This is a genomic window from Clostridium sp. BSD9I1 (genome assembly GCF_900185645.1).
Taxonomy (GTDB): Bacteria; Bacillota; Clostridia; order Clostridiales; family Clostridiaceae; genus Clostridium_AK.
In genome coordinates this window covers 22,617-48,432 of record NZ_FYAM01000025.1, presented here as the reverse complement: position 1 = coordinate 48,432, position 25,816 = coordinate 22,617, and the positions used below count along the sequence as shown (strand labels likewise).

General features: G+C 30.8%; 28 protein-coding genes and 7 tRNA genes. 4 read left to right on the top strand and 31 right to left on the bottom strand.

Features of this window, described 5'->3' with window-relative positions; all coding sequences use genetic code 11:
• Positions 1-34: 34 nt before the first annotated feature.
• The 3 genes from BSD9I1_RS15785 to BSD9I1_RS15775 all read right to left on the bottom strand — a co-directional run bounded on the left by BSD9I1_RS15785 (position 35) and on the right by BSD9I1_RS15775 (position 2,381).
• Entirely contained in the window at positions 35-676 is a 642-nt protein-coding gene (locus BSD9I1_RS15785; protein ID WP_035306662.1) for an amino acid ABC transporter permease, read from the bottom strand.
• Between the two features lie 11 nt (positions 677-687).
• The gene (locus tag BSD9I1_RS15780) at positions 688-1,497 is read right to left on the bottom strand and encodes an amino acid ABC transporter substrate-binding protein (RefSeq protein ID WP_186431148.1); all 810 of its coding nucleotides are present in this window, start codon (positions 1,495-1,497) and stop codon (positions 688-690) included.
• A 92-nt stretch (positions 1,498-1,589) separates the two neighbouring features.
• Positions 1,590-2,381: a M23 family metallopeptidase gene (locus BSD9I1_RS15775; RefSeq protein WP_207653915.1), complete on the bottom strand. Its 792-nt coding sequence runs from the start codon at positions 2,379-2,381 to the stop codon at positions 1,590-1,592.
• A gap of 221 nt (positions 2,382-2,602) precedes the next feature.
• Here BSD9I1_RS15775 and BSD9I1_RS15770 point away from each other — a divergent pair, with 221 nt between their 5' ends.
• Entirely contained in the window at positions 2,603-3,577 is a 975-nt protein-coding gene (locus tag BSD9I1_RS15770) for a DnaD domain protein (RefSeq protein WP_035306656.1), read from the top strand.
• On the top strand, positions 3,577-4,557 hold the full coding sequence (locus BSD9I1_RS15765) for an ATP-binding protein (RefSeq protein ID WP_035306653.1): 981 nt from the start codon (positions 3,577-3,579) through the stop codon (positions 4,555-4,557). Before BSD9I1_RS15770 ends, BSD9I1_RS15765 begins: the two co-directional genes overlap by 1 nt.
• A gap of 54 nt (positions 4,558-4,611) precedes the next feature.
• On the opposite strand, the gene BSD9I1_RS15760 is transcribed toward BSD9I1_RS15765, so the two are convergent.
• From BSD9I1_RS15760 to BSD9I1_RS15725, 8 genes are all read right to left on the bottom strand, one after another.
• Positions 4,612-4,687: transfer RNA gene (locus BSD9I1_RS15760), tRNA-Val, on the bottom strand.
• Positions 4,688-4,696: 9 nt separating this feature from the next.
• A tRNA-Glu gene (locus BSD9I1_RS15755) sits at positions 4,697-4,771 on the bottom strand.
• A gap of 17 nt (positions 4,772-4,788) precedes the next feature.
• A tRNA-Thr gene (locus tag BSD9I1_RS15750) sits at positions 4,789-4,863 on the bottom strand.
• A gap of 7 nt (positions 4,864-4,870) precedes the next feature.
• Positions 4,871-4,947: transfer RNA gene (locus tag BSD9I1_RS15745), tRNA-Asp, on the bottom strand.
• A 6-nt stretch (positions 4,948-4,953) separates the two neighbouring features.
• Positions 4,954-5,029, bottom strand: a tRNA-Val gene (locus tag BSD9I1_RS15740).
• 7 nt (positions 5,030-5,036) lie between these two features.
• Positions 5,037-5,111: transfer RNA gene (locus BSD9I1_RS15735), tRNA-Glu, on the bottom strand.
• 200 nt (positions 5,112-5,311) lie between these two features.
• Complete coding sequence (locus tag BSD9I1_RS15730; RefSeq protein WP_186431146.1) at positions 5,312-6,127, bottom strand: pyruvate, water dikinase regulatory protein; 816 nt, start codon at positions 6,125-6,127, stop codon at positions 5,312-5,314.
• An 8-nt stretch (positions 6,128-6,135) separates the two neighbouring features.
• Entirely contained in the window at positions 6,136-6,519 is a 384-nt protein-coding gene (locus tag BSD9I1_RS15725) for a CoA-binding protein (protein WP_035311714.1), read from the bottom strand.
• Between the two features lie 159 nt (positions 6,520-6,678).
• On the opposite strand from BSD9I1_RS15725, the gene BSD9I1_RS15720 reads away from it, so the two are divergent.
• Positions 6,679-7,902, top strand: a complete 1,224-nt coding sequence (locus BSD9I1_RS15720) for an NAD(P)/FAD-dependent oxidoreductase (RefSeq protein WP_186431145.1) — start codon at positions 6,679-6,681, stop codon at positions 7,900-7,902.
• A gap of 140 nt (positions 7,903-8,042) precedes the next feature.
• Here the strand turns inward: BSD9I1_RS15720 and BSD9I1_RS15715 are convergent, their stop codons facing one another.
• The 4 genes from BSD9I1_RS15715 to BSD9I1_RS15700 all read right to left on the bottom strand — a co-directional run bounded on the left by BSD9I1_RS15715 (position 8,043) and on the right by BSD9I1_RS15700 (position 11,953).
• A complete protein-coding gene (locus tag BSD9I1_RS15715; RefSeq protein WP_186431144.1) occupies positions 8,043-8,789 on the bottom strand; it encodes an acyl-[acyl-carrier-protein] thioesterase in 747 nt (248 codons plus the stop codon).
• Between the two features lie 137 nt (positions 8,790-8,926).
• Complete coding sequence (locus BSD9I1_RS15710) at positions 8,927-9,112, bottom strand: DUF1858 domain-containing protein (RefSeq protein ID WP_035310136.1); 186 nt, start codon at positions 9,110-9,112, stop codon at positions 8,927-8,929.
• Between the two features lie 115 nt (positions 9,113-9,227).
• A complete protein-coding gene (locus BSD9I1_RS15705) occupies positions 9,228-10,514 on the bottom strand; it encodes an adenylosuccinate synthase (protein WP_186431143.1) in 1,287 nt (428 codons plus the stop codon).
• A gap of 32 nt (positions 10,515-10,546) precedes the next feature.
• Complete coding sequence (locus tag BSD9I1_RS15700) at positions 10,547-11,953, bottom strand: NAD(P)/FAD-dependent oxidoreductase (RefSeq protein WP_186431142.1); 1,407 nt, start codon at positions 11,951-11,953, stop codon at positions 10,547-10,549.
• 235 nt (positions 11,954-12,188) lie between these two features.
• Between BSD9I1_RS15700 and pgsA the strand changes: the two genes are divergently transcribed.
• A complete protein-coding gene (pgsA, locus tag BSD9I1_RS15695; protein WP_186431141.1) occupies positions 12,189-12,704 on the top strand; it encodes a CDP-diacylglycerol--glycerol-3-phosphate 3-phosphatidyltransferase in 516 nt (171 codons plus the stop codon).
• A gap of 36 nt (positions 12,705-12,740) precedes the next feature.
• Here pgsA and BSD9I1_RS15690 read toward each other — a convergent pair whose 3' ends face one another.
• The 16 genes from BSD9I1_RS15690 to yedF all read right to left on the bottom strand — a co-directional run bounded on the left by BSD9I1_RS15690 (position 12,741) and on the right by yedF (position 25,710).
• Positions 12,741-13,178 carry an ACT domain-containing protein gene (locus BSD9I1_RS15690; protein WP_035310129.1) on the bottom strand — a complete coding sequence of 146 codons (438 nt, stop codon included), beginning with the start codon at positions 13,176-13,178 and terminating at the stop codon, positions 12,741-12,743.
• A gap of 348 nt (positions 13,179-13,526) precedes the next feature.
• The gene (locus BSD9I1_RS15685; RefSeq protein WP_186431140.1) at positions 13,527-15,056 is read right to left on the bottom strand and encodes a L,D-transpeptidase family protein; all 1,530 of its coding nucleotides are present in this window, start codon (positions 15,054-15,056) and stop codon (positions 13,527-13,529) included.
• 147 nt (positions 15,057-15,203) lie between these two features.
• Positions 15,204-15,279: transfer RNA gene (locus BSD9I1_RS15680), tRNA-Thr, on the bottom strand.
• An 84-nt stretch (positions 15,280-15,363) separates the two neighbouring features.
• Positions 15,364-16,701: a replicative DNA helicase gene (locus BSD9I1_RS15675; RefSeq protein WP_081957217.1), complete on the bottom strand. Its 1,338-nt coding sequence runs from the start codon at positions 16,699-16,701 to the stop codon at positions 15,364-15,366.
• A 13-nt stretch (positions 16,702-16,714) separates the two neighbouring features.
• Positions 16,715-18,559, bottom strand: a complete 1,845-nt coding sequence (lonC, locus tag BSD9I1_RS15670; protein ID WP_186431215.1) for a Lon family ATP-dependent protease — start codon at positions 18,557-18,559, stop codon at positions 16,715-16,717.
• 66 nt (positions 18,560-18,625) lie between these two features.
• The gene (gene rplI, locus BSD9I1_RS15665; protein ID WP_035310126.1) at positions 18,626-19,069 is read right to left on the bottom strand and encodes a 50S ribosomal protein L9; all 444 of its coding nucleotides are present in this window, start codon (positions 19,067-19,069) and stop codon (positions 18,626-18,628) included.
• The gene (locus BSD9I1_RS15660; protein ID WP_186431139.1) at positions 19,066-21,060 is read right to left on the bottom strand and encodes a DHH family phosphoesterase; all 1,995 of its coding nucleotides are present in this window, start codon (positions 21,058-21,060) and stop codon (positions 19,066-19,068) included. The genes rplI and BSD9I1_RS15660 overlap by 4 nt, the downstream gene beginning before the upstream one ends.
• Positions 21,061-21,072: 12 nt before the next feature.
• Complete coding sequence (locus BSD9I1_RS15655; RefSeq protein ID WP_186431138.1) at positions 21,073-22,062, bottom strand: YybS family protein; 990 nt, start codon at positions 22,060-22,062, stop codon at positions 21,073-21,075.
• Between the two features lie 11 nt (positions 22,063-22,073).
• Positions 22,074-22,391 (bottom strand): MazG-like family protein, encoded by a 318-nt coding sequence (locus BSD9I1_RS15650; RefSeq protein ID WP_035310118.1) that lies wholly within the window; start codon positions 22,389-22,391, stop codon positions 22,074-22,076.
• Positions 22,392-22,621: 230 nt separating this feature from the next.
• A complete protein-coding gene (rpsR, locus tag BSD9I1_RS15645; RefSeq protein WP_186431137.1) occupies positions 22,622-22,900 on the bottom strand; it encodes a 30S ribosomal protein S18 in 279 nt (92 codons plus the stop codon).
• A gap of 20 nt (positions 22,901-22,920) precedes the next feature.
• Complete coding sequence (locus tag BSD9I1_RS15640; protein ID WP_035310114.1) at positions 22,921-23,358, bottom strand: single-stranded DNA-binding protein; 438 nt, start codon at positions 23,356-23,358, stop codon at positions 22,921-22,923.
• A gap of 14 nt (positions 23,359-23,372) precedes the next feature.
• Entirely contained in the window at positions 23,373-23,660 is a 288-nt protein-coding gene (gene rpsF / locus BSD9I1_RS15635; protein WP_186431136.1) for a 30S ribosomal protein S6, read from the bottom strand.
• A gap of 103 nt (positions 23,661-23,763) precedes the next feature.
• Positions 23,764-23,982, bottom strand: a complete 219-nt coding sequence (locus tag BSD9I1_RS15630) for a DUF951 domain-containing protein (protein ID WP_035310110.1) — start codon at positions 23,980-23,982, stop codon at positions 23,764-23,766.
• Positions 23,975-24,820, bottom strand: coding sequence for a mechanosensitive ion channel family protein (locus BSD9I1_RS15625; protein ID WP_242966522.1), 846 nt, complete (start codon positions 24,818-24,820; stop codon positions 23,975-23,977). Before BSD9I1_RS15625 ends, BSD9I1_RS15630 begins: the two co-directional genes overlap by 8 nt.
• Positions 24,821-24,850: 30 nt before the next feature.
• Positions 24,851-25,111, bottom strand: a complete 261-nt coding sequence (locus BSD9I1_RS15620; protein ID WP_186431135.1) for a DUF3343 domain-containing protein — start codon at positions 25,109-25,111, stop codon at positions 24,851-24,853.
• Between the two features lie 14 nt (positions 25,112-25,125).
• On the bottom strand, positions 25,126-25,710 hold the full coding sequence (yedF, locus tag BSD9I1_RS15615; protein WP_186431134.1) for a sulfurtransferase-like selenium metabolism protein YedF: 585 nt from the start codon (positions 25,708-25,710) through the stop codon (positions 25,126-25,128).
• Between the last annotated feature and the right edge of the window lie 106 nt (positions 25,711-25,816).

The following is a 25,816-nucleotide window of genomic DNA, read 5'->3' as shown; positions in this document are numbered from 1 at the left end:
AAAAAAAAATAAAGTCAATAAAAAATTTGAAAATTTACTCAAAAGCAGCGTATTTTTTTTCCACATTTTTGAAAAATATCACCACTATAGAAGTTAATATTAAGTATATAAATCCAGCTATAAAAAAAGGCGTAATGGTAAAATCCCTTGAAAGAATTTGCTTAGCTGCTCGTAATAGCTCTTCCATACCTATGGTTGCTACTAATGCTGTATCCTTTACTAAGCTTATGCCCTCATTACAAGTAGCAGGTATTACTCTTCTTACTGCTTGAGGTATTATAACTCTTCTCATGATTTGTGAATAACTCATCCCTAAAGCCTTCGCAGCTTCATATTGTCCTTTATCTATAGACTCAATTCCAGCTCTAAATATTTCTGTAAAATATGCTGAATAATTTAATATAAAAGCAATTGATGCTGCTGCAAAACGAGATAATTTTACCCCTGTAACCGGAAGACCAAAGTATACAAAAAACAATTGAAGTAAAAGGGGTGTTCCTCTAAACACCCATGTATATACTCCAATTATTCCTTTTAATATTTTATTATTAGAAACCTTCATAAGAGATAATATTACTGCAACTGGTATAGAAAATAAAAATATAACAGAAAATAGTTTAATTGTTACTATACTTCCCTTTAATATAAATAGTACTGATGATTGAAGATTATCCATTTATTTCACCTCTATTTTTTAATAAGATCCTTTCCAAACCACTTTTCAGATATCTTTTTAGCTGTGCCATCAGCTTTCATTTCATCGAGAATTTTATTTACTTCATCCTTAAAGCTACCGTCAGCTTTTCTAAATCCTACTCCCATTGGTTGTTCTTCAAGGGAATCATCTAATACAGTATATACTCCTGGCTTTTTAGTCATATAGTATCTTCCAACTATTTCATCAATAACTACTGCTTCAACTCTTCCTATTTGTAAATCCATAAGAGCCTCAGCATAGTTTCCATATTTCTTTAACTCCTTAAATGACTTTAATAATTCAGGTTCCTTTTGTACTGCATCCTCACTAGTACTTCCCATTTGTAATGCTACTACTTTATCTTTTAAATCTTCCTTAGTCTTTACACTTGAATCTTTCTTTACCATTATAGCTTGTCTATCAACTAAATATGAATTTGAATAATTTATCTGCTCTTTTCTCTTTTCAGTAATACTTAGCCCATTCCATATAAGATCTATATCACCATTGTTTAAGCTCATTATTATTCCATCCCACTCAACTGGTTTAAATACTGCTTTAACTCCCATTCTCTTTGCTACTTCTTTTGCCAAATCTATATCCATTCCTACGATTTCACCTTTTTCATCTCTAAATCCCATAGGTGCAAAGGTGTCATCAAGTCCTACTACGAATTCACCCTTTTGCTTTATTGATTCCAAAGACTTATCTTCCTTGCTGTTACTTCCCTGTGATGAACATCCTATCATGCTAAAGCTTAAAATTAAAGCTGCTACTCCTAATAAAAATTTCTTTTTCATAGTTAATCCCCCTATACTTTTAAAATTTATAAATTTATTATACTTTAGCATGATAAATTTGTAAAGTGGTAAATCATTAAAATAATGTCGTTTTAATATTTTTTTAAATATGGTTCTGGATTTTGAGGAACATCACCTTTTCTTACTTCAAAATGAAGATGTGGTCCAGTACTATTTCCCGTACTTCCTACTTCTCCAATTTTATCCCCTGTATCTACTAAATCATATTTATTAACATTTAGAACACTACAATGGCCATATATTATAACAGTGTCTTCTCCTATATCTATTTTAATTACCTTTCCATATCCATCCTGCCATCCCGAAAATATAACTCTGCCCTTTCTTACTGCATATATGGGAGTTCCTGTAGGTGCGGCTATATCTATTCCCTTATGCATCCTTCCCCATCTTTCTCCAAAGCTGGATGAAATAGTTCCTCTTGAAACTGGTATCCATTTGTCTCCTTCTTTATAACCCTTTACCTGAAACTTTATTGGCCAATTATTATCATGACCTACAGCTATATTTGAAACATAGTGTGCTAAGTCATTTATTTCTGAGCTATTAACTACCTTTGGTACATATGTAATTTTGCTATTTAATCTTACTTCTTCTACCTCTTTTACATCACTTTGCTTTATAGCCTCTTTCTTTACCATATCAATCAACTTTTTAATCTCAGATTTATCTTTAACTAATGCAACTTCCTTACCATCTGATTTTACAGATATAACTTCAACCATATCAATATTGGATTTTTTCACAGTGCTGCTAGACGTATACTTTGCCTCTTTTGCTATTCTTTCAGCACTTATAACATAAGCTGTAGAAGTAAAAGTTATACTTACTGAAAGCACCCCAATTATTAACTTCTTTTTCATCATTTATTTTCCTTTCTATTCTTAATCACATGTTATATTAATCTATTTTTAACCAATCCTTACTTATTATATGCATTTCTTATAATTTTATTATTATTTATATGATATAAGTATGTCCTATTTTTTAGCTAAGTTATCAAGTATTTGTTATTGAGATAATAAATATACTTTGTTATAATTAGTTGAAGTAAAATAATTAGGAATTTTTAGGGGGCTTATAAATGAGTACATTTGTATTTAAAAATAAGCATTCTGAGTATACTCCTGTAAGCAATATATTTATAGATAAGTACATGCCGAAAGCCCGTGGAGAGTTTGTAAAAGTATATCTTCTTGGGCTAAAATATTGTGTATCTGGAGAACTTGGAGTAAATTCCAGCATAATGGCAAGTAGCCTACACTTACTTGAAACAGATGTACTTAATGCTTGGAGTTATTGGAATGATGAAGGACTTATAAAGATGATACCTGTAGATAATATGGGTAACTATACTATAGAATTTTTAGATATTACAACTTCTATATCATCTGAAAATGAAAATAACATAAACTTACTTGAGGAATTAAATAAAAACTCTACTAAAGATATGCTTCAAGATATTGAAAAGCTTTTAGGAAGACCTCTCTCTAGTAAGGAAATGACTATGTATATAGGTTGGATTAAAGACTATGCATTTTTACCTGAGATAATACTTCTCCTAATTCAATATTGTGTTTCTAAGGGCAAAACTGACTGCCGATATATAGAAACCATTGCCATTGCTTGGTATGATGCTAATATTAAATCCATTGAAGATGCACAAGGATTTATAAAAAAGCATGAAAATAAATGGATTAATATAAGGAAGATCCTAACTTACTTAGGTATAAAAGATGGGGAAATAATGAAACCTCAAGAAGAAATGTTAACTAAGTGGTTATACACCTATGGCTTTAGCATGGATATAATACATAGGGCTTGTGATATATGCTTTCAACGAATAAATAAAGCTGACTTTAAATATATAGATGGAATTTTAAATAGTTGGCAAAGGGAAGGTATCAAAACTATAGAAGATATAGACAAGAAGGATAATAAAAAGACTATTAAAAAGAATGGCTCTTATAAAGTTAAAATGGATAGTTTCAATAGTTATGATCAAAGAAATTATAATTTTGATGAGCTAGAAAAGAAATTGTTAGGATGGGATAAATAATGCTTAAAGTTTATCATGAAAAAGTTCTTAAGCTTTATGAAAATATAAGGACACAAGAGGAACAGGCCCTTTTAAAAAGAAGAGAAGAAATAGAAAAAAAACTTCCCGAAGTTATAAGGTTAGAAAAAGAAGTAGGAAAGCTTTCCTTAGAGCTTTCCTTAAATATATTAAGAGGTAGAGAAGATATAAACTCCTATATAAATAGTCAAAAGGAGAAAATAACAGAATTAAGAATAAGAAAGTCAGAGCTACTAGTTTCTAGAGGTTATTCTGTAGATTACTTAGAATTGCATTATAGATGTGCCAAGTGTAAAGATACTGGGCGTATAGGCAATGTGCAGTGTGGCTGCTATAAATATAATTTAGTAAAAATATTATATCAAAACTCTGAATTAAATGTTCTCCTCAAAACTAATAACTTCGATAACTTTAGCTTCGAATACTTTTCTACTAATGCAGGATCCAATGAGCCTGAAAGCCCTAGAAAAAACATGGAGAAAATAGCAAATGATTGTTGGAACTTCATAAATAACTTTCCTAATACAAATGAAAACTTGTTATTTTACGGGGATTCTGGAACTGGAAAAAGTTTTTTAGCTAACTGTGTTGCAAAAGAGCTTTTTGACAACGGATATTTAGTTATATACAGAACAGCAGTTGATTTAATTGAAAACTTAAAAGAGATACGCTATAGAGATAATGATGAATTAGAAGATTTACTTTTAAATTGTGACTTATTAATAATAGATGACTTAGGCACTGAGCCTATGACTGAGTTTTCTAAGGGAGAATTATTCAACTTATTAAATAGAAAACTGCTTAAAGGAAAGAAAATGATTATTTCTACAAACTTTACTCTAGAATTGATTTTAAAGACATACTCAGAAAGAATATCATCTAGACTACTTGGAAACTTTAATCTATATAAATTTTATGGCGATGATATAAGAGTAAGAAAAAATGTAGCAAGAAGAAAGTAAAAAATAAGGTATACATCTTAGATGTATACCTTATTTTAAGCTCCAATAAAAAAATGGTGGGAACAACAGGGATCGAACCTGTGACCCTCTGCTTGTAAGGCAGATGCTCTCCCAGCTGAGCTATGCTCCCACATTATAATGGTGACCCCTACGAGACTCGAACTCGTGTTACCACCGTGAAAGGGTGGTGTCTTAACCGCTTGACCAAGGGGCCTTATTTTATTAAATTAATGGAGCTGGCAATAGGAATCGAACCTACAACCTGCTGATTACAAGTCAGCTGCTCTACCGTTGAGCCATGCCAGCATAATTATGGCGACCCAGAAGGGACTCGAACCCTCGACCTCCGGCGTGACAGGCCGGCACTCTAACCAACTGAGCCACTGGGCCATAATGTGGTGGGAACAACAGGGATCGAACCTGTGACCCTCTGCTTGTAAGGCAGATGCTCTCCCAGCTGAGCTATGCTCCCACATTAATGGTGACCCCTACGAGACTCGAACTCGTGTTACCACCGTGAAAGGGTGGTGTCTTAACCGCTTGACCAAGGGGCCTTATTTGTCGGGTGCTTTGCTTTGTTGTGTCAGCCACCCGACATAGAATATAATACCTGAAAGTCTTCTAAGTGTCAACAGCTTTTTAAAACTTTTTTTATTTTTTTTTTTTATTTTTTATTTTTTTCCCCGTTAAAGTACTGATTTTACTATATTTCTACAAATCAGTATTTCTATAAAATTATACTTTTTAAAACAAATTAATGATCTTTTGTTCCAATATAACCTATAGACTCCATTATTAAAAGTGCTGTATCTTCTATAGCTCTTTTTGTTACATCTATAACTTTACATCTTAATCTTCTCATTACTTTATCTGCAAATTCTAATTCTTGAAGTACTCTTTCTGCATTTGCGTATTGTATTTCCGATGAAAGCCTTGAAAACTTATCCATCCTATGTTTCCTTATTTCTATCAATCTCATAGGTTCTATAGTAAGTCCTACTATCCTTTTACTATCTATTTCAAGTAATTCCTGTGGCATTGGAACTTCAGGCATTAAAGGAACATTTAATGCTTTTATACCCTTATTAGCTAAATACATACATAGTGGTGTCTTTGATGTTCTTGATAGGCCTACTAACACTACATCTGCATGTTTTATACCACTATTGTCTTTACTATCATCATATTGCATGGCAAATTCCATGGCCTCAATTTTCTTGAAATACTTAGCATCCATATCTCTAACTGCCCCTGGCTTATAATCAGGAAGTTTGTTTAAAATTCTAGAAGCAGTACTAATACAAGGTCCTAATATATTTACAATACGTATTCCCTTTTCTATGCACCTTTCAACTAAAAATTCTCTTACGTCAACTAAAACTATAGTATTTATTATCATGCTATTTTCAGGATCATCTATACTGTCTATAAGATCATCTACTGCCTCAAAGGTTTTTACATAAGTTATTCTTTTTACTTTTATATTTTCATTAAACTGCATTGCCGTAGCCCTTGCTACCTGTTCAGCAGTTTCTGCTATAGAATCTGATACCGCATAAATTGTAAGCATTAAAGCATCTACCTCTTTCTATTGTAGTAGGAAAGTTCTACTAATGCACATCCCTCTATAGCTATAATACCGTTTTCTCTACAAAAACTCAATATTTCTTCACTTTGTGCCCCTGGTTGAATTAAAACCTTATCTATGCCCAATTCCTTAGCTTCTATAAGCATTTTCTCACCTTGTATAGGATTTATACATAAATCTATAACATCGATGCCGTAAGGAACGTCTTTTAATGATCTGTACACACTTTCATCTTTACTATTAGGATGCACTCCTACAGCGTTAAAATCATGCTCTTTTAAGCTATTTAATATTCTATGAGCATATTTTTCACTATTTAATACATCTCCTACTACTACCCAATTTTTATATTCTAAAAGGTTTTGACCATCCATAAAAAAATCCTCCTCTATTTTCATTATTTAGAACTATTATATGTTGAAAAATCATTGCTGTATTAATTATTTTTTACTATTTTTTAAAATATATAATTGATAAAGTAAAATTTATGATTTACTATATTGGTAAATAAACTTTAAAAGGAGAAAACTATCATGCATTATGATATTATAGTAGTTGGTGCTGGTGCTTCAGGTATTATGACTGCTATCACCTCTAAAGACCGTGGACTGCAAGTAGCTATTTTAGAAGGAAGCAATCGTATAGCCAAGAAAATACTCACCACAGGAAATGGTAGATGCAATATAACAAATAAATATTCAAATATAGAAAATTTTCACAGTTTAAATAATAACTTTCCAAAGGATGTACTAAATAATTTTACAGTTAACGATACGTTAAACTTTTTTAAATCCATTGGTTTACCACTAGTAGAGCTAGAAGAAGGAAAAATGTTTCCTTTATCCTTGCAAGCTTCATCTGTATTAGATATATTACGATTTGCTTTAGAAGAGCGAAATATACCTATACATTTAGATACAAAAATAAATAAAGTGAAATATGAAAAAAATATTTTTAAAATTTTTACAAAGGAATCTGAGCCTTATACTTGCGACAAACTTGTACTTAGTTGTGGTGGTTCATCCGCTCCAAATACTGGATCTGATGGCAGTGGATATGCTTTAGCAAAGGCATTAGGCCATACTATAATATCGCCGGTTCCTGGATTGGTGCAATTAAAGCTTGATTATCCTAGGCTAAAAGCTATATCGGGAATAAAATTCCAGGGCTCAGTAGAAGCCTTTTCAAATAGCGTTCTTATACGTAAAGAGTATGGAGAACTTCTTTTTACTGACTATGGAATATCAGGCCCCCCTATACTACAAATTAGCAGTTTAATTTCCAGAGATTTATATAACAAACAACAAATAATCTTAAAAGTAGATATGTTCCCTCATATGGACTATGAAAGTATGAAAGAGTTTCTTGATAACCACTTTGGCGTATTTGGATATAGAAGTATTTCAGAGTCTTTGATAGGAATATTAAATAAAAAATTGATACCTATACTTTTAAAAGAAGCACAGATTACCGATATACATAAACCTTGCTTTGACCTTTCATGGAAAGAACGAGAAAACATATTAAACCTTGTTAAGTCATGGAAATTTAATGTATATGACACAAATTCTTTTGCAAACTCTCAAGTGACTTGCGGCGGAATAGATACTACTGAAGTTAGTTCTATTACTCTAGAATCTAATAAGATAAAAAATTTATTCTTTACAGGAGAAATATTAGATGTAAATGGTGATTGTGGTGGGTTTAATTTGCAATGGGCTTGGAGTAGTGGCTATACGGTAGGAATGTCACTTTAAAAGATATTAAGCATTTTTAATCTTTCAGGATTAAGGTATTAGGTCTAGGCTTTTAGTAAATTTCACTTAAGTGAAATTTTCACATTTCCCAATTCCTAATACTTATTCCTGTTACTTAAAAGTTTCTAGTACAACCTTTGCTATCTTGTCCAAGTAGTCTCTGCCACCGTTAATTCATTTCCTTCTTTATCAACAATTTTATGCTTACATACTGCCTTTCCATCTACCTCACGTACTTCAACACATGAATCTATAACTTCTCCATAGGTTGTTTCTTTTTCATAAGTTATAATTAAATTACTTAAACTATATTGTGTAACTATGTTTAATGGAACAGCTTCCAATATCCATGAGATATACTTAGAATTATTAACATGTCCATTGGTATCTATATCGCTATACCTAACATCAAAGGTTTTACAAAAGTCACTTTCATTAGGTGCTGTAATCCTTGGTATATCAATAATTTCATTATCATCCTTACTTAAACAGTAACCAGTATACATTTCTTCTTGTACCCTAACAGGCTTTCTAGTTTCAATGTCTATTAAAAACCACAGCGAATCAGCTTCTACTATCACATTTCCTTCAATATCTAGTATGTAAAACTTTCTATATGCATAAAACTTTCTAAATGAATAAGGAACTGTTCTTGCAATAACCTTTTCTCTATAAGTTGGGTATCTATGTATCTTCACATTCCACTTATAAAGTACCCAGGCCATATTAACTTTTTTCAAATAATCAATTCCCATATTTCTATCTTCAGATTGCTTACTTGATATATCTCCAAAGTAATTCATCAAGCTAGTAAACAAAGCTCTTCCCTTATAATCAACTTCATAAAAGTGTATTTCATACTCTTTATCTGTTACAAGCTTCCCCATTGTTATCCTCCCATTAATTAACCTTATTTTACAATAATTATATCACAAAAATACCTATACCCATATCTTACTAATATAAGATTAAGCTTTAAATAAATAATAAAAATACTCCTAGCTAAAAGCTAGGAGTATTTTTATTATTTATTTAAAGCTTCCATTAATTGGTTTAAATCTAAACCATGAACCATAGCAGCCTGCTCTACTGTTTCAGCTTGAGCTGATGGGCAAAATACACATCCCATTCCAAAGCCTGCTAATACTTCAGCAGCTTCTGGTTTGTTTTTTATAACTTCACCTATAGTCATATCTTTAGTAATATTCATATTATCTACCTCGCTTTATTTATTTATTAAAGTATATAATAATAGTCTACTTTAGTTAATTATATACAACTAATATCGAAGTTTCAAGTACATACATAAAAATATTTATTAAATTTTAAAGTTCATTTACATTCATAGTTTGATCTCTCTTAGGACCTACAGATACTATAGATATTCTAGTTCCTGTAAATTCCTCTATTTTCTTTAAGTATATCTTTGCGTTTTCTGGTAGTTCTTCGTAACTTCTAGCATTTTCAATACTTTCGTCCCAACCCTTAAATTCTTCATATACTGGTTCACATTTTGCTAAATCTTCTAAGCTTGCAGGCACATAATCTATTACCTTACCATTGAAATTATATCCTACACATACCTTTAAAGTGTCTAGGCCTGCTAAAGTATCTATTTTAGTTACAGCAAAACTTGTAAGACCTGAAACTCTAGCTGCAGTTTTTAATATAACCAAATCTAGCCATCCACATCTTCTTGCTCTTCCAGTAGTTACTCCATATTCATGGCCCTTTTCTCTTATCCATTCACCTGTTTGATCAGAAAGCTCTGTAGGGAATGGTCCTTTACCAACTCTAGTTGTATAAGCTTTTGCTATACCCACTGCATTAGTTATCATAGTTGGACCAATACCTGCTCCTGTACATACTCCACCTGCAATGGTATTAGAAGATGTTACGTAAGGATACGTACCATAATCTATATCTAGTAGTGTACCCTGAGCTCCTTCAAATAATACTTCCTTTTTAGCCTTGATATTATCATATACTACTACAGAAGTCTCTGTAACATATTCCCTCATTTTTTCAGCGTAGTTTATATATTCATTAAATATAGTGTCAAAATCAAGGCCTTCTTCTCCATATATCTTAGTTATAATATCATTTTTATCTTTTACATTTTCTGAAAGCTTTTCTTTAAAAACTTCAGTATGCATTAAATCACATACCCTTATACCGCTTCTTTCCATCTTATCTGTATAACAAGGACCTATTCCTTTTCCTGTAGTTCCGATATCCTTACTTCCTCTATACCTTTCCTTTATGCCGTCTAACACTCTATGGTATGGCATTATAAGCTGCGCTCTATCACTTATTAAAAGATTCTTAGGTGTGATTTCCACTCCAAGTTCTTTTAAGTATTCCATTTCTTCAAACAACGCCTTTGGATCTAATACTACACCATTACCTATTATATTTAACTTATTTCCATAAAGTATGCCTGATGGAATTAAGTGAAGCTTATATTGTTTTTCTCCAACTTCTACTGTGTGACCAGCGTTATTACCACCTTGATATCTAACAACCACATCTGCATTTTCTGCAAGGTAATCTGTCATTTTACCCTTTCCTTCATCTCCCCATTGAGCTCCTAATACTATATATGCTGACATACAAATTCCTCCTAATCTTTAATAAAAATCATCTAAAGTTTTTTATATATATCTCTAGCCACTACTACTCCTGTAACTGATGCTTGCATAAGTCCTCTAGTAATTCCAGCTCCGTCGCCTATTGTATAAAAGTTTTCTACAGCAGTTTCAAAATGATTATTGGTTTCAAATTTACTTGAATAAAACTTTACTTCTACTCCATATAACAAAGTATTTTTGCTATATAGCCCTGGTGCTATTTTGTCAAAAGCCTTTAAAGCTTGAACTATAGATGTGAGATGTCTTTGAGGTAATACAAAACTTAAATCTCCTGGTACAGCTGACTTTAATGTAGGGATTGTGGTTGATTTGCTAAGCCTTGAAGCATCTGTTCTTCTTCCATTTAATAAATCTCCAAGTCTTTGAACCATGATTCCTCCACCAGTTAACATGTTTCCTAACTTTGCAATATATTTTCCATAATCTATTGGTTGATTAAAGGGCTCTGTAAATGTAGTGGATACTAATAATGCAAAATTAGTATTTTCTGTTCTAAGCTCCTTTTCTGAATAACTATGTCCATTTACCACAGCTATATTTTCGTCATAATGTTCCTCGGATACTACTCCTCCTGGATTCATACAAAAAGTTCTTACCTTATTTTCAAATTCATCAGAATAATAAACAAGCTTTGCCTCATAAAGGTCCTTTGTTAAGTGATCCATAATGGAATTAGGCACTTCAACTCTGACTCCTATATCAACTGCATTATTTTTAGTTTTTATATTGTGAGTCTTAGCCTGCTTATTAAGCCATTCAGCCCCACCTCTTCCTGGCGCTGCTATAACATAATCTGCATATACGGTTTTTAATCCTTCTTTATTCTTAATAGTAATTCCTTTGATTTTTTTATCTTCCATTAACAACTCTTCAACTTCTGTTAACTCACTAAAATCTGTATTTGTATTGTTAATTAAGTGATAATACATGGCTCTTAAAACATCATAAGCAAGCTCTGTACCCAAGTGCCTTACTGGGCATTCCACAAGTCTTATATTATGCTTACTTGCCTCATATTTTATTTTATCTACTTTCTCATTATTTAATCCATAAACTGTTTCGTTTGCTCCAAATTTTAGATATATATCATCACAATATTTAATTAAGTCCTTACACTCTTCTTCACTAAAATATTCTAGTATTCTTCCACCAACTTCAGGGCTTAAAGAAAGCTTTCCATCAGAAAAAGCCCCTGCACCAGACCATCCAAATGTTATTCCACAAGGATTACAATTCACACATTTACCTGTGGTTCTAGCGGGACATGCTCTCTTTTCTATATTTCTTCCTTTATCTATTATAAGAACATTTATCTCTGGCCTCAATTTAGTAATCTCTAAAGCTGTAAATATACCTGCAGGGCCAGCACCTATTACTATTATATCATACTTATTTTTCATACTATCCCCTCCCGTATCATGGTAGCAAATTTAAAATCATCCGTCAATACATATACGAATATTTGAAGGTGTATTTGTCTTAAAATTCGTCAAAAATATCTATAATTAACTTTTTATATATTTCAAAAATTGTTTAATATTTTATATAAATTCATTATCAATTATTGTATACATTGTTATAATATTAATATAACCATTTATTAAGGATTACATTAATTATATAGGAGCGATTTGAATGAATATTCCTAATTTACTTACGCTTTTTAGAATGTTCCTTATTCCAATATTTATTCTTATATTTTTTTCAAATATAACTAATAGTTTTGCATATTCTATATATATTTTTTTTATAGCAGGTTTTACTGATATATTAGATGGATACATTGCTCGAAAACACAATTTGATAACTAAGTGGGGAACAGTATTAGACCCCTTAGCTGATAAATTAATGCTAATAACAGTATTAGCTTGCCTTACATTAAAAAATTTAATACCTAGTGTAATTTTGATAGTTATAACCATTAAAGAAGCAGCTATGATTATCGCAGGAGTTCTTCTTTATAATAAGAACTTTATCATTCCTTCTAATATCTTTGGAAAAATGTCTACACTTATTTTTTATTTAGCCATACTAGTTTTAAGCTTTAATATCTTATATGGAAGATACATTCTATACTTAGCAGTTATAAGTGCACTTGTAGCATTTTTTAACTATTTAATGCTATATATAAAAAAAAGAGATGAAGCATAACTTGCAACATCTCTTTTACCACTTTGCTAAGAATTATTAATCCATAGCCACCAATTCAAGCTTTATTACATGATTCATGTCTCTAATCTCATCTAAAAATTCATTTAATTCTACATTTAAACTTGACATATCAAATGTAATATTTACATTTGCTGAATTATTAATTGGGATTTCCTGATTTATGGTTAATATGTTTCCCTTATAAAAAGCAACCTTATCTAATATCTTTGAAAGTGTTCCCGGTTCATGATCTAAGGTTAAAGCTATTATAACTTTTCTAGTATTTAGATTTTCTGAGACAGCAAACACATAATCTTTATATTTATAATAGGTACTTCTACTTATACCAATAATTTTTACTGCTTCAGTTATCTCTTTTACCTTTCCTGATTTCATTAACTCTTTTACTTCTAAAACCTTTTCAAATACATTGGGTAATACACTAGTATGTATCATTAAAAACTTACTTGTCATAATTTCACCTCATCAATACTATAATGATATGTTAATTATACAATAATGCTATCATATATAAAATAAACATACAACTGCTTTATTTTATTTAGTATAGGCAACTTAAGCTTAATTATGAATTTTTTATTGACATATATACCTTTAAATGCTAGAATAATTCTGTTCAATCATTGGAAACACATGTTTTCGTAATGCAAACACAGGATTTTCACTATGCTTACAAATTTAGAATTAATTTATAAGAATTTTTCATTAAACAGTTATGTAAATATATATGAAACCGTGAAAATGTTTTAGGTACTCAAAAAAGGAGAGCAAATCTTGCTCCCCTTTTTTGGTTATATCATTTTAATCTTGTATTACTACTAAAGCATTACGTGGAATATTATCATACATCCACTTAATATATGCATCAGGTAATCTTATGCATCCATGAGATGCTCTTGTTCCAAGCTTTTCATATTCAGATGTCATAATAGAACCATCTAAGTTATGAAGTACACTATGGAACAAATAATCATAATTTATTCTTATAAAATTATAACATATATATCCCTTTTCTTGACCAAAGGATGGCCCTCTTCCCCCTACTAAATACTTTCCTGTAGGAGTAGGTGTATAATATCCCCCTGTTGAACATATAAAGGTTTTATAAAGCTGCCCCGATTTATATATATATACCTTCTGATCACTTATATCTACTACTATACTATATGAATTCACAGGAGTTGTCTTCTTAACGTAATCTTTTCTTATATAGCCCTTTATAATGTTTGAAGTTTCATAGTCTCTTGTTTGTACATAATAGAAGTCTCCGCTTGTTCCCAATATATTTAACACCTGAGTACTACCATAAATATATCCTAATATTTTAGAAGAAGTGCTTGCACTTTGTCTTACATTAATTCGTTCAACCTCACTAGCATTGCCTACATAAACTGACTCAATTTTAGGTGCTTCTGGATATGCTGGCTTAGGTGGTGCCGGCCTCTTTACAACTTTAACATCATAACTCTGTAATGAATCATAATCTCCTAATGAATCTTTATACTTTCCTGGTATATTAGCTTTTTTTACCCTAATCTGTACTTTATAATCTCCTAAAGCAAGATTACTTATTTCTATTTTTGATTCTTGAGTTCCTAAATATGCAGTTGAGTATGCTGAAGTTACTTCAGACCACTTTTTACTACTATTTGAATATATAAAAGCCTTATATTGAACATAATCATTAAGGTTAGAAGTTAATCTTAATGTTATTTTATCTCCTTCGTATACACTGCTTGAGCTTAAGTTAGCCTTTAATTGTGGTAATATATCTTGCTCAGATGTTACATCTAGTACTTTTAAATCTTCATATTTAACTTCTGCAGCTCCAATTTGCATGGATTTAGTTCCTTCTGAATCTAAAAGTTTAGCAAAGACATATACCTTATATTTACCTGATAAAAGTTGAGGCATTACCTTAACATAACTATCCTTAGTTTTAATGCCTTCTGAATAATTAATCGTAATATCTTTCCACTCATTTTTATCTATTGACTGCAATACGACCTTATATTGAACTTCTTTCTCATAAGCAGATTTTATAATAAGTACTGCCCTATCCTTTTCAAAAATCCTTTGCTTATCTATTTCTATTGTTGCATCTTTTAATATAGAATTTTCTTGCCCTGGATTTTCTAGAATCTCCTCAGTAGTGTTAGGCTCTTTAACATCATTAGTAATTACCGCATTCTCATTATCTCCTTGAGTATCACTTATAATTACTGTATTATTATCTCCTGCCTTAACCTTATTAACAGGGAAATACATAACCATGCTAAATGCCATTAAAATAATAAAAAATAAATTAATACGCTTTAACTCTTTAACCATAACCGGCCTCCATTTTTTTATATAAGTTAGTACAAGCTATGACTATATTATAATACAAAACCCGGCTTTTATGGTGATAAGTTTATATATTAAGTTAAATTTAATAATTGCTTTATTGATAAAAATCTCCCTTAAATTTCAATAACTTGGTGCTCCCGACAGGAATCGAACCTGCGACCTACTGATTACGAATCAGTTGCACTACCAACTGTGCTACAGGAGCATACTCCATATATATACTACCATAATTATACATTTATATCAATTCATGAATTAAAAAAACAAGTAGGGAATCCCTACTTGTTTCTTATTCTTGATGTATAACATCTAATCTACCAAACTTACTATATTGCCCTAACCATGCCAGTTTAACTGTTCCAGTAGGACCATTTCTTTGTTTAGCTATAATGCATTCTGCTACGTTTTTCTCTTCAGTTTCCTTATTATAGTACTCATCCCTATATAAGAACATAACTAAATCCGCATCCTGCTCTATAGAACCTGACTCTCTTAAGTCAGATAACATTGGTCTATGATCTGTTCTTTGTTCAGGAGCACGAGAAAGCTGAGATAATGCTATTACAGGACATTGCATTTCCTTTGCCAGTGCCTTAATAGATCTAGATATTTCAGATACCTCTTGTTGTCTACTTTCATTACCCCTGCTTCCTGACATAAGCTGTAGATAATCTATAAGTATTAAATCTATTCCATGTTCTATCTTTAACTTTCTACATTTAGATCTCATTTCCATAACAGAGATACCTGCGGTATCATCTATAAATATTCTAGCTGTTGAGAGTGGTCCTGATGCTTTTGCTATACTTTCCCAATCCTTATCCTCCAAATTTCCTGTTCTAAGCTTTAACATATCTACATTAGCTTGTGAACATAGGAGTTTATATGCTAGCTGTTCCTTAGACATTTCCAGTGAAAACACAGCCACACTTTTTCCTTCTCTAAGTGCTGCATATTCTGCTAAGTTAAGGGCAAAAGTTGTCTTTCCCATAGAAGGTCTAGCTGCAATCAGCACCATATCTCCCCTTTGAAAACCAGAAGTTTTAGAATCCAGCTCAGGGAAACCTGAAGGTACGCCTGTTACACCGCCTTTATTATTAAAGAGTCGTTCTATTTCTAAAAATCCTCTTTCAAGTACAGTGTTCATGGCCTCAAACTCACTTGTATCTCTATTACTCCCTATATCAAAAATCTTTTTTTCTGCTATATCTACAACAGAAGCTACATCATCTTGCTTATTATAACTTTGTTCTATAATATCAGTAGATGCACGTATAAGTTTCCTTAGTGTAGACTTATCTTTAACAATCTTTATATAAGATTGAAGATTAGCTGTAGAGATAACCGAAGTACAAACCTGACTTATATAAGTTATTCCTCCAGCATCTTCAAGTCTCTCCTTTGATTGCAAATGTTCTGTGAGAGTTATCAAATCTACCGCTGTATCCTTTTGATATAAGTCCATTATTGCATTAAATATTACTTGATGAGCATCTTTATAAAAATCTGAGGCTTGTAAAACTTCTGCTGATTGTGCTATTGAGGTTTTGTCTATGATCATGGAACCAAGCACACTTTGTTCTGCCTCTAAATTATGGGGCATGCTTCTTAATACTGATGTATCCAAACCTCATCTCTCCTTAGTCTTTAAACACTAGCTTCATTAATTCCTCTATATCTTCTACTGCCTTTACTTCTATATCCTTTAAACCCACAGGGACTTCTTTACCATTGTCCTTAGGTATTATAATTTGTCTTATACCTTTTCTTCTAGCACCGTATATTTTTTCAAATATGCCCCCTACAGGCTTAACTTTTCCTCTTAAAGATATTTCTCCTGTTATTGCAATATCTTGTTTTATAGGTTTATTTAACAGCGAGCTTATTATACACATAGTAATAGCAGCACCTGCTGAAGGACCATCAATACGTCCTCCACCTATTATATTTACATGTATATCATAATCACTCATATCCTTATCGGTTATCTTTCTTATTACAGATGCAGCATTAAATACTGAATCCTTAGCCATAGAACCTGCAGTATCATTAAATCTTACCTTGCCTTGTCCTTTTTCTTTAGCATCAAATACAGCTGCTTCAATTTCGATGGTAGAACCTATATATCCACTAACTCCTAGTCCATAAATGTGACCTATTTCATACTTATCTCCATTTTGCACTTCTTCATACGGGGTAAGCCTATTTATGGATATAACTTGTTTTAAATCCTCTAGTGATATACTTACTTTTTCATTAGCATCTATATTATTCTTGTATAGTACATATCCATATACATCTGCAAGTATATTTACTGCTTTTCTTCCTTCTATGGTATATCTACTTATAATTTCTGCTAATCCATCTTCCGTTTCTATATTTAACTTTTTTGCTGCATTTTCAATTATAATTTCTATATCCTTCGGAGTCAACGGCTCAAAATATACCTCAGTACATCTTGATCTTAAGGCAGGATTTATTTCTTCAGGTTCCCTAGTAGTTGCTCCTATAAGTATAAAGTCTGCAGGAGCCCCTTTATCAAATAAGTATTTAATATACTTAGGTGTACTTTCATCATCTGGGTCATAATAAGAAGATGAAAACTCAACTCTTTTATCTTCTAAAACCTTAAGAAGCTTATTTTGAAGTATATTGTCTAGTTCCCCTATTTCATCAATAAATAGAACTCCTCCATGAGCTTCTGTTACCAGGCCTGGCTTTGGTTCAGGCACTCCGATTTCTGCTAAATCTCTCTTACTTCCTTGATATATAGGATCATGAACAGATCCAAGTAAGGGATTAGTTATCTCTCTAGGATCCCATCTTAAAGTAGTACCATCCACTTCAACAAAGTTTGACTCTTCTTTAAATGGAGTATTCTTCATTTTCTTTGCTTCTTCTAGGGCCAATCTTGCAGCAGTAGTTTTACCTACTCCTGGAGGTCCATAGAGTATTATATGCTGAGGGTAAGGCGATGCAATTTTAGAAAGTAGTGATTTTATAGCCCTTTCCTGACCTACAATCTCATCAAAACACTCTGGTCTTAAAAGAGATTGAATATTTTTAGTAAGCTTTTGTGAATCCAAAACTTCTAACTGAGCATACTTTTTAAGTGTCTTTGCATTTTCTGGTCCCTTTTGCTTTTTAATTATTCCAAGCCTTATCTCGTCTATATATTTTTCTTGCTTCTCATTTAAAAGAGTTTCCACTTCTTTCTCAATATTACTTTGAACATATCTTTTAGCAAGTATTTGTGATATCCATTCATTTGTATCTTGAAGAGCGTCATATACACTTTTTTTATCTGGAACGATTTCTATACCTTTTCCATCACTTATTATCTTATTTAAGGCATATAACCTTTTATATGGATCTACACCACTGATATATTTTTGCAACTTATATTTAACTATTCGTGATTTTATAGTTTTTTCATCTACTATTTTGCCCAGCATTTCCCACAACACATTTACTTGTGTTTCCATGGATAGAGAATCAACTATATCCTTTTCAAATTCACCAACAAATTGAGATTTCAACTCATATCCTCCTTATTGATGGTCCACAACAACTTTAATCTTTGTAGAAATTTCAGGGTATATTTTTACTTCTACCTCATAAGTTCCTAACTGTCTTATAATATCAACTACAATCTTTTTCTTATCTATATCTATATTAAACTTTTTCTTTAACTCCTCTGAAATGTCTTTACCTGTTATGGACCCAAATAATCTTCCATGTTCTCCAGTTTTAACTTTAATAAGTATTTCCTTGCCTTGTATTTCTTTAGCTAACTTTTGTGCCTGTTCTATTTCTGCAGTCTTTTGTCTTCTTTCTGCTTCCTTTTTATTGTTTAACACATGCATATTAGAATCGTTTGCCTCTATTGCTAATTTCCTTGGAAATAAGAAATTCCTTGCATATCCATCAGATGTATTAACTACATCACCTTTCTTTCCCAATTTTTTAACATCTTGTAATAATATTACCTTCATTTATAGTCACCTTCCCTTAAGTATTTATCTATAGCATTTTTTAATTTTTCTACAGCTTCTTCTATTGTATTAGACTTTAATTTAGCTCCTGCCATAGTCATGTGCCCACCACCACCTAAAGCTTCCAGTATTACCTGCACATTTATATCTCCTAAGGAACGACCACTTATGTGTATATCATCTTCTATTTTAGCAAAAACAAATGATGAATGAATACCTGTAATATTTAGTAGTTCATCCGCTGCTTGTGCAGCTAATACAATATTTTCTATATCCGGCGGGCATATTGATATGGCAATTCCATTTATTACTTCAGCTGACTTTATTATCTCATATCTTTTTAAATAAGTGTCTAAGTCATCTGAAAATAACTTCTTAACATCTATGGTATCAGCACCTAACTTTCTTAAAAAAGAGGCAGCCTCAAAAGTCCTTACCCCTGTCTTAAAATAAAAGTTTTTTGTATCTACACATATTCCTGCAAGCAAAGCCTCAGCCTCTAATATCTTTAATTGTGGCTTGTCACTCATATATTGTATCATTTCTGTTACCATTTCTGAAGTAGATGAAGCATATGGCTCTATATAACTCAATAAAGTTCCTTCTACAAAATTAGAGGACTTTCTATGATGATCTATTATAACCGTTTTCTTTGCCTTTTCTACTAATCTTATATCTTCCACATGGCCCTTACTATGAACATCCACTAATATAAGTAATGTATCTTCATCTAACTTATCTATAGCATCAATTGTACTTATAAATGCATTATTATAATCCTTTTCATTCTTAAGTTTTTCCATTATTATTTTAATACTGTTATTTACTTCATCTAATACTATATTACATTGCTTATTTAGAGAATTAACAGTACTATAAATACCAACTGCTGCTCCTAGACAATCTATATCCATATTTACATGACCCATAATAAGAACTGCACTACTTTCATTTATAAGATCTAAAAGAGCATGAGCTATAACTCTAGCTCTCACCTTAGTTCTTTTTTCTACTTCCTTAGTTTTTCCTCCATAAAAGGAAAGTTTCTCTCCATTTTTTACAACCGCTTGATCTCCCCCTCTTCCAAGGGCCAAATCTTTAGCTGATGCTGCAAACTTTTGATTTTCTATAGGATTTTTTCCACCTCGTCCTATACCTATGCTTAAAGTTACTGTAAGCTTATTTCCTATGTCTATTTCACGTATATTATCTAAGACATCGAACTTTTTTTCCATTTCTTTTTGAATATACTTGTTTTGAACAGATAATACATATTTATTTGAATCGTATTTTTTTGACATAGCATTAAGATTTTGAGAATAGCTATTAATAACTTTTTCTATTTCTGCTATCAAAATAGGTTTCTTATCTTCTTCAGTACTTTTTATCACTTCATCTAAATTATCTACCTCAATAAGCATTACAGTTTCCTTATTTTCATCAACACTTGTCATCATATGATAAAAATCTGTTACATCATATAGGTATACAAGAATCATCTTTTCTTTATTACTTACCTTACTTTCATTACCTTCAACTATATTAGTATAAATATCGAAGTAACTATCCTGTAGTTTTACATATTTAAATGAATTTTTTTTACCTTCTAATACTTGCCTTATATTTAGTTCTTTTATAAAATCATTTATATTTTTATCTAGTATATCTTGGTTACTTAAAACTTGGGAGAAATTTTGATTATACCACAATATATTTCCCTTTTTTCCTATTATAAGCATTGGAAAAGGTAAATTTACCAATGTATTTCTAGTGGCATTATCCATGTTTAAAGAAAAATTTTCTATAAACTTTTTCCACTTGTTTTTCTTAGTTTTATTTGTTCTTATATTGTATACTATAAGACCAATATATATAAAGCTAGCTAATAAACCAATTATATAATTATAATAACTTACAAACATAACCAATATAGCTATCATTATCATATAAATTTTGTTGGTAGTAAAAAAATAATTATAATTATTATCCATACGGGACCCCCATTAACTTGTTTTCCAAATCCTATTTGGGTCAAGCTTCCTAAAATCTGCAATGATATCTATTACTCCAAGTATTATATACACAATTGCTAATTGAGAAACTGTTGTAAATACTATTAATGCAACAATAACTCCCTTGGATAAACTTAATTTATTACTAAGATAATAAGTTACTAGTGCTATTCCATCAAATAAAAATGCATACAAAAGCATTAACTCTGAGGAAATCGATATATACTCTCCTACAGTTATATTTAACCTTATAAGTATTATTCCTATAAGCATTGTTATAGCTAATATTGTTACAAATCTTATATCAATATACATCTTGGAAAACTTAGGCATTTCCTTTATATTATATCCTAATTTTCTGAGTATTAATCGAGTAATTATATAACTTAAAAATGCAAATATAACCGAAGAAATAAGAAGAGCTGATGGTATAAGCTTCATCATATAATCTACTGTAAAAATACCTATCATACTTTTAAACATCTTAATTTGCTCTGATGGCATTCCCATTTTCTCGTAAAAACTTATACTCATATTCATAGATTCATTTATAGTCCTAACAACTTCACTCATAAACTTTGTTACACTTGTTCCACTAATTAATGTTATATATACAGTAAAGTCAATAACAGATCCTATTAAAGATGCCAATGCTAAAAGCATTATAGTGGTAGGTACACTTAGTTCTCTTTTTATACTATAACCTAATGCAATACCTGTAAGACCAAACATTATTGCACTAGTTAATCCGGATAGCGGGTTGTTAATTAAAGAAATTAATATACCACTTGCAGCTAAAGCTGTAAATGTAACCTTTGAATTATGTCTTAAATATAGCAATGTTACTGGAATTGGAAGAATAAACTTTAATACATATGAAAATATAGGCATGTATATATTTATTAACATTAAAATTAAAATAATACACGTCATAATTCCTGCTTCTACAGTACTTTTAGTAGCATATTTTTGATTCTTCATATTATTCCACCTTACTGCCTTTCCTTAAGATGAGAATATAATCTACTTAAATCCTTATTTTCCTTCTCTACTTTATCTTCCTCGAGTATTCCCATCTTTAATTTTCTTTTCATATTTTCATCCACTGCAGTATAAGAATATCCAAGTCTCTCTGCTAATATATATAATACTGTTATTGACCCTGCAATGCAGTCAAGTATAGCTTCTTGAGCTACATTACTTCCACGAGTTAATAATCTAAAAAAATCTCCTATTAAACATAACAGTTCTGCCTTTAGTTCCTCTATTACTTTTATGTTATGCATTATATTAAAATCATCCTTTTTCATGTTTTCACCTCTTTTAATTCCTTTTTGCTAAAACCCGGTTATCCAAAGTTATACACATAATATAATTATAAGTTTACTATAAATATTTTACAATAATTATATTCCATTTTACCATTTATAATCCTTTATTGCATAAGGTTATATATCGATTAAAGCTCATTATGTATTGATATTGTATATAAAAAAAAGAAAGGATAAATCCTTTCTTTAAGCAATCTATATAAACTTTATTATTCTGTTGTGAATGGTAATAAAGCTATGTTTCTTGCTCTCTTTATTGCATCTGTAAGTTTTCTTTGATGCTTTGCACAAGTTCCGGAAATTCTTCTTGGAAGAATCTTTCCTCTTTCAGTTATATATTTTCTTAATTTGTTTATATCTTTGTAATCAATGCTTTCTGCTTTGTCTACACAGAACATACAAACCTTTCTTCTTGATCTTCTCATTTTTCCAGAAGATCTTCTGTTTCCGCCATCTCTATCTCTATCTCTACCAGATTCTCTGCTCATTTTTCAACCCTCCTTTATTATTAAAATGGTATCTCTCCATCATCTATAGGAGTGATATCATCGGAATAGGAACCATCAAATCCTCCTGGCATACCAGTCTGTGGGTAGCCTCCATTGATTTGGTCTGCCGTGGATTGTCTGTTCCCCCATTCAAGAAATTGAACCTCTTCTGCAACTATCTCGGTTATGTACCTTCTAGTTCCGTCCTTAGCTTCATAACTTCTTGTTTGAATTCTACCGCTAACTCCCATAAGTTTACCTTTGCTCATGTAATTAGCTGTAGATTCTGCTTGTTTTCCCCATACCACTACAGGGATAAAGTCCGCTTCTCTATTACCATCTTTAGAAAATCTTCTATCGACAGCTAATGTAAAGGTGGCTACTGCTGTACCATTTCCAGGAGTAAATTTTAACTCTGGATCTTTGGTAAGCCTTCCTATTAAAACTACTTTATTCATTTTAGCACCACACCTTATTTTTCATCTTTAACTATTATATGTCTTATAACTGAATCATTGATTCTAAATAATCTATCTAATTCTTTTGGTAATTCTGGGCCAGCGTTGAAGTTAAATAATGTATAATAACCTTCGCCGATTTTGTTAATTTCATAAGCTAATTTTCTTCTTCCCCAGAAATCAACATTTTCTACTGCTCCACCATTGCTTTCAATAACACCTTTAAATTTTTCCACAGTTGCTTTAACTGCTTCCTCATCTAATGATGGATTAAGTATAAATATAGTTTCATATTTTCTCATTAGATTTCACCTCCTCCCCTTGGACTTACGGCTGTGATTTTCACAGCAGGGACTACCGATATATTTTATCATCTATTTTTATAAAAATCAATAGTTTTTATATCTATTTTAAAATATCTTCTTTATTTTCTTCGTTGCTACATTTTACTACCTTTTTCATATCCTTTTCAAATTTACTTCTTGGAAGCATTATTATTCTTCCACATCCGCAGCATTTTATTTTTATATCTGCTCCCATTCGTATAATTTCCCACTCTTTACTTCCGCAAGGGTGATCTTTTTTCATTTCAACAATATCTCCCAAATTAAAAATTTTAACCATTTTGTTCCTCCTTTATTATTTTCATTTTAGTATATGGTCTCTTAATATTTTTTCTATCTAATAAATGCATTATTTTTTCTCTTAATTCTACTTCAACATCCCAATGTGTTAAAGGCTTAGACTTTCCTACTACTCTTATAGTAAATGAAGTTTCATTCATTGCTGTAACTCCTACAACTTTCGGCCCTTCTACTATGTTTTTATTTTCTATCTTAAATTCCTTGCATATTTCTTTTATCATATTGATTACTTTATCTAAACTTTCATCGTTTGAAATACTTATATCAAGAAGAAACCTTATATTTCCTCTAGAATGATTTGTTACATTACTTATAATACCATTGGGAAGTATATGTAAGTCTCCATTGAAATCTCTTACTCTTGTTATTCTAAGTTCTATAGTTTCTACAATGCCAGCCTTGTTTTCTATGGTAACATAATCTCCTACAGCATATTGATCCTCAAATAATATAAAAAATCCATTTATTACATCCTTTATAAGATTTTGAGCTCCAAGACCTATGGCTACACCACCAAAACTTGCAAAGGTAATTCCTCTAATTCCAAATAACATCTCTACAATTATAAATATTCCTATAGAATATATTGAATATTTCAATATACTCTTAAGTATTGCCCCTAAAGTCTTAGATCTCTTTTCATTTAACGAAAACCTCATATTACTTTGTTTGCTTACAAATCTATTTATTACGCTATTTCCTATTTTTCTTAATAAATACATTAAAATAAGTATGATTAAAACCTTAATAGTTGTATAAATTGCTCCATATATATCTAATTTATCTAAAAAACTACTTATATTGCTAAAACTAAACACTATGTATTCCTCCCTGATAATTATAAAGCATTATTCTTCATTATTATATATTCTCCTATATGCGCTTTCCTCTCTTCCAAATATAGCCTTTGCAGTGAGCTTATTTTCTGTTATTAATTCTTTTATTTTATTTATATCATCTGGATTTACTTTAATGCTTATGCCGCAACTTTGAGTAATTCCTGTAGGGGTGGGCATTATAGTCATATTTATGCTATTTTCCTTTAAAAATTTTTCTGCTTTTATTGAGTCAAGTGTATTTTTAAAAACTAAAACATAATACTGTGTCATTATTATCACTCCATTTACAACTTTATCACTTTGCTAGAATTACTTATTTTCTCTACTATAAAATACATGTTAGAAATTTCACCTAATTTTAACTTATCCTTTAGATTATAAAAATCTAAACATGTTCCACAACTTGAAATAGCTACACCCTTTTTACTCATAGCCTCTAAAACATCTAATACTTCAGATCCTTCTGTAGTAAGAAAAACACCACTATTTAAAAATATTATATTTGTCGGAAGCTTATCGTTTTCTGAAACAGCATAAAAATAGCTTTTCATTAATATCTTTCCTAATTCTTCACTTCCCTCTCCGAGCTTATCTGTAGTAACTAAAATAGTATACCCATCATTTAGTAAATTTTTATCTTTTGTATTCTCTACTTCTTTAACCACTTTTATATAGTATAATTCATTTTCCATCTTTACTATTTCTGATAAATAGTTATTATTTTTAGCAAACTTTATTATATTGTTTTTAGCAACTTCATTATCTACTATTACTGTACCTTCTCCTTGGCTAATAGAATCAAAATACTTTTTTGTATTAATTACAGGTTCTGGACAATTAAGTCCCTTGCAATTTATTATATTATCCATTTTTTTCACCTCTACCTTGTAAATTTAATAGTAATTACCTTATAATATATTTAACACTTTTATTATACTATAACTTTGTAAATAATTTTAAATATGAATTTATTTT

Coding starts and splice junctions, on each gene's coding strand:
- BSD9I1_RS15785 (WP_035306662.1), bottom strand. CDS start 676: ATGGATAATCTTCAATCATCAGTACTATTTATATTAAAGGGAAGTATA.
- BSD9I1_RS15780 (WP_186431148.1), bottom strand. CDS start 1,497: ATGAAAAAGAAATTTTTATTAGGAGTAGCAGCTTTAATTTTAAGCTTT.
- BSD9I1_RS15775 (WP_207653915.1), bottom strand. CDS start 2,381: ATGAAAAAGAAGTTAATAATTGGGGTGCTTTCAGTAAGTATAACTTTT.
- BSD9I1_RS15770 (WP_035306656.1), top strand. CDS start 2,603: ATGAGTACATTTGTATTTAAAAATAAGCATTCTGAGTATACTCCTGTA.
- BSD9I1_RS15765 (WP_035306653.1), top strand. CDS start 3,577: ATGCTTAAAGTTTATCATGAAAAAGTTCTTAAGCTTTATGAAAATATA.
- BSD9I1_RS15730 (WP_186431146.1), bottom strand. CDS start 6,127: ATGCTTACAATTTATGCGGTATCAGATTCTATAGCAGAAACTGCTGAA.
- BSD9I1_RS15725 (WP_035311714.1), bottom strand. CDS start 6,519: ATGGATGGTCAAAACCTTTTAGAATATAAAAATTGGGTAGTAGTAGGA.
- BSD9I1_RS15720 (WP_186431145.1), top strand. CDS start 6,679: ATGCATTATGATATTATAGTAGTTGGTGCTGGTGCTTCAGGTATTATG.
- BSD9I1_RS15715 (WP_186431144.1), bottom strand. CDS start 8,789: ATGGGGAAGCTTGTAACAGATAAAGAGTATGAAATACACTTTTATGAA.
- BSD9I1_RS15710 (WP_035310136.1), bottom strand. CDS start 9,112: ATGAATATTACTAAAGATATGACTATAGGTGAAGTTATAAAAAACAAA.
- BSD9I1_RS15705 (WP_186431143.1), bottom strand. CDS start 10,514: ATGTCAGCATATATAGTATTAGGAGCTCAATGGGGAGATGAAGGAAAG.
- BSD9I1_RS15700 (WP_186431142.1), bottom strand. CDS start 11,953: ATGAAAAATAAGTATGATATAATAGTAATAGGTGCTGGCCCTGCAGGT.
- pgsA (WP_186431141.1), top strand. CDS start 12,189: ATGAATATTCCTAATTTACTTACGCTTTTTAGAATGTTCCTTATTCCA.
- BSD9I1_RS15690 (WP_035310129.1), bottom strand. CDS start 13,178: ATGACAAGTAAGTTTTTAATGATACATACTAGTGTATTACCCAATGTA.
- BSD9I1_RS15685 (WP_186431140.1), bottom strand. CDS start 15,056: ATGGTTAAAGAGTTAAAGCGTATTAATTTATTTTTTATTATTTTAATG.
- lonC (WP_186431215.1), bottom strand. CDS start 18,559: ATGGAAACACAAGTAAATGTGTTGTGGGAAATGCTGGGCAAAATAGTA.
- rplI (WP_035310126.1), bottom strand. CDS start 19,069: ATGAAGGTAATATTATTACAAGATGTTAAAAAATTGGGAAAGAAAGGT.
- BSD9I1_RS15660 (WP_186431139.1), bottom strand. CDS start 21,060: ATGGATAATAATTATAATTATTTTTTTACTACCAACAAAATTTATATG.
- BSD9I1_RS15655 (WP_186431138.1), bottom strand. CDS start 22,062: ATGAAGAATCAAAAATATGCTACTAAAAGTACTGTAGAAGCAGGAATT.
- BSD9I1_RS15650 (WP_035310118.1), bottom strand. CDS start 22,391: ATGAAAAAGGATGATTTTAATATAATGCATAACATAAAAGTAATAGAG.
- rpsR (WP_186431137.1), bottom strand. CDS start 22,900: ATGAGCAGAGAATCTGGTAGAGATAGAGATAGAGATGGCGGAAACAGA.
- BSD9I1_RS15640 (WP_035310114.1), bottom strand. CDS start 23,358: ATGAATAAAGTAGTTTTAATAGGAAGGCTTACCAAAGATCCAGAGTTA.
- rpsF (WP_186431136.1), bottom strand. CDS start 23,660: ATGAGAAAATATGAAACTATATTTATACTTAATCCATCATTAGATGAG.
- BSD9I1_RS15630 (WP_035310110.1), bottom strand. CDS start 23,982: ATGGTTAAAATTTTTAATTTGGGAGATATTGTTGAAATGAAAAAAGAT.
- BSD9I1_RS15620 (WP_186431135.1), bottom strand. CDS start 25,111: ATGACACAGTATTATGTTTTAGTTTTTAAAAATACACTTGACTCAATA.
- yedF (WP_186431134.1), bottom strand. CDS start 25,710: ATGGATAATATAATAAATTGCAAGGGACTTAATTGTCCAGAACCTGTA.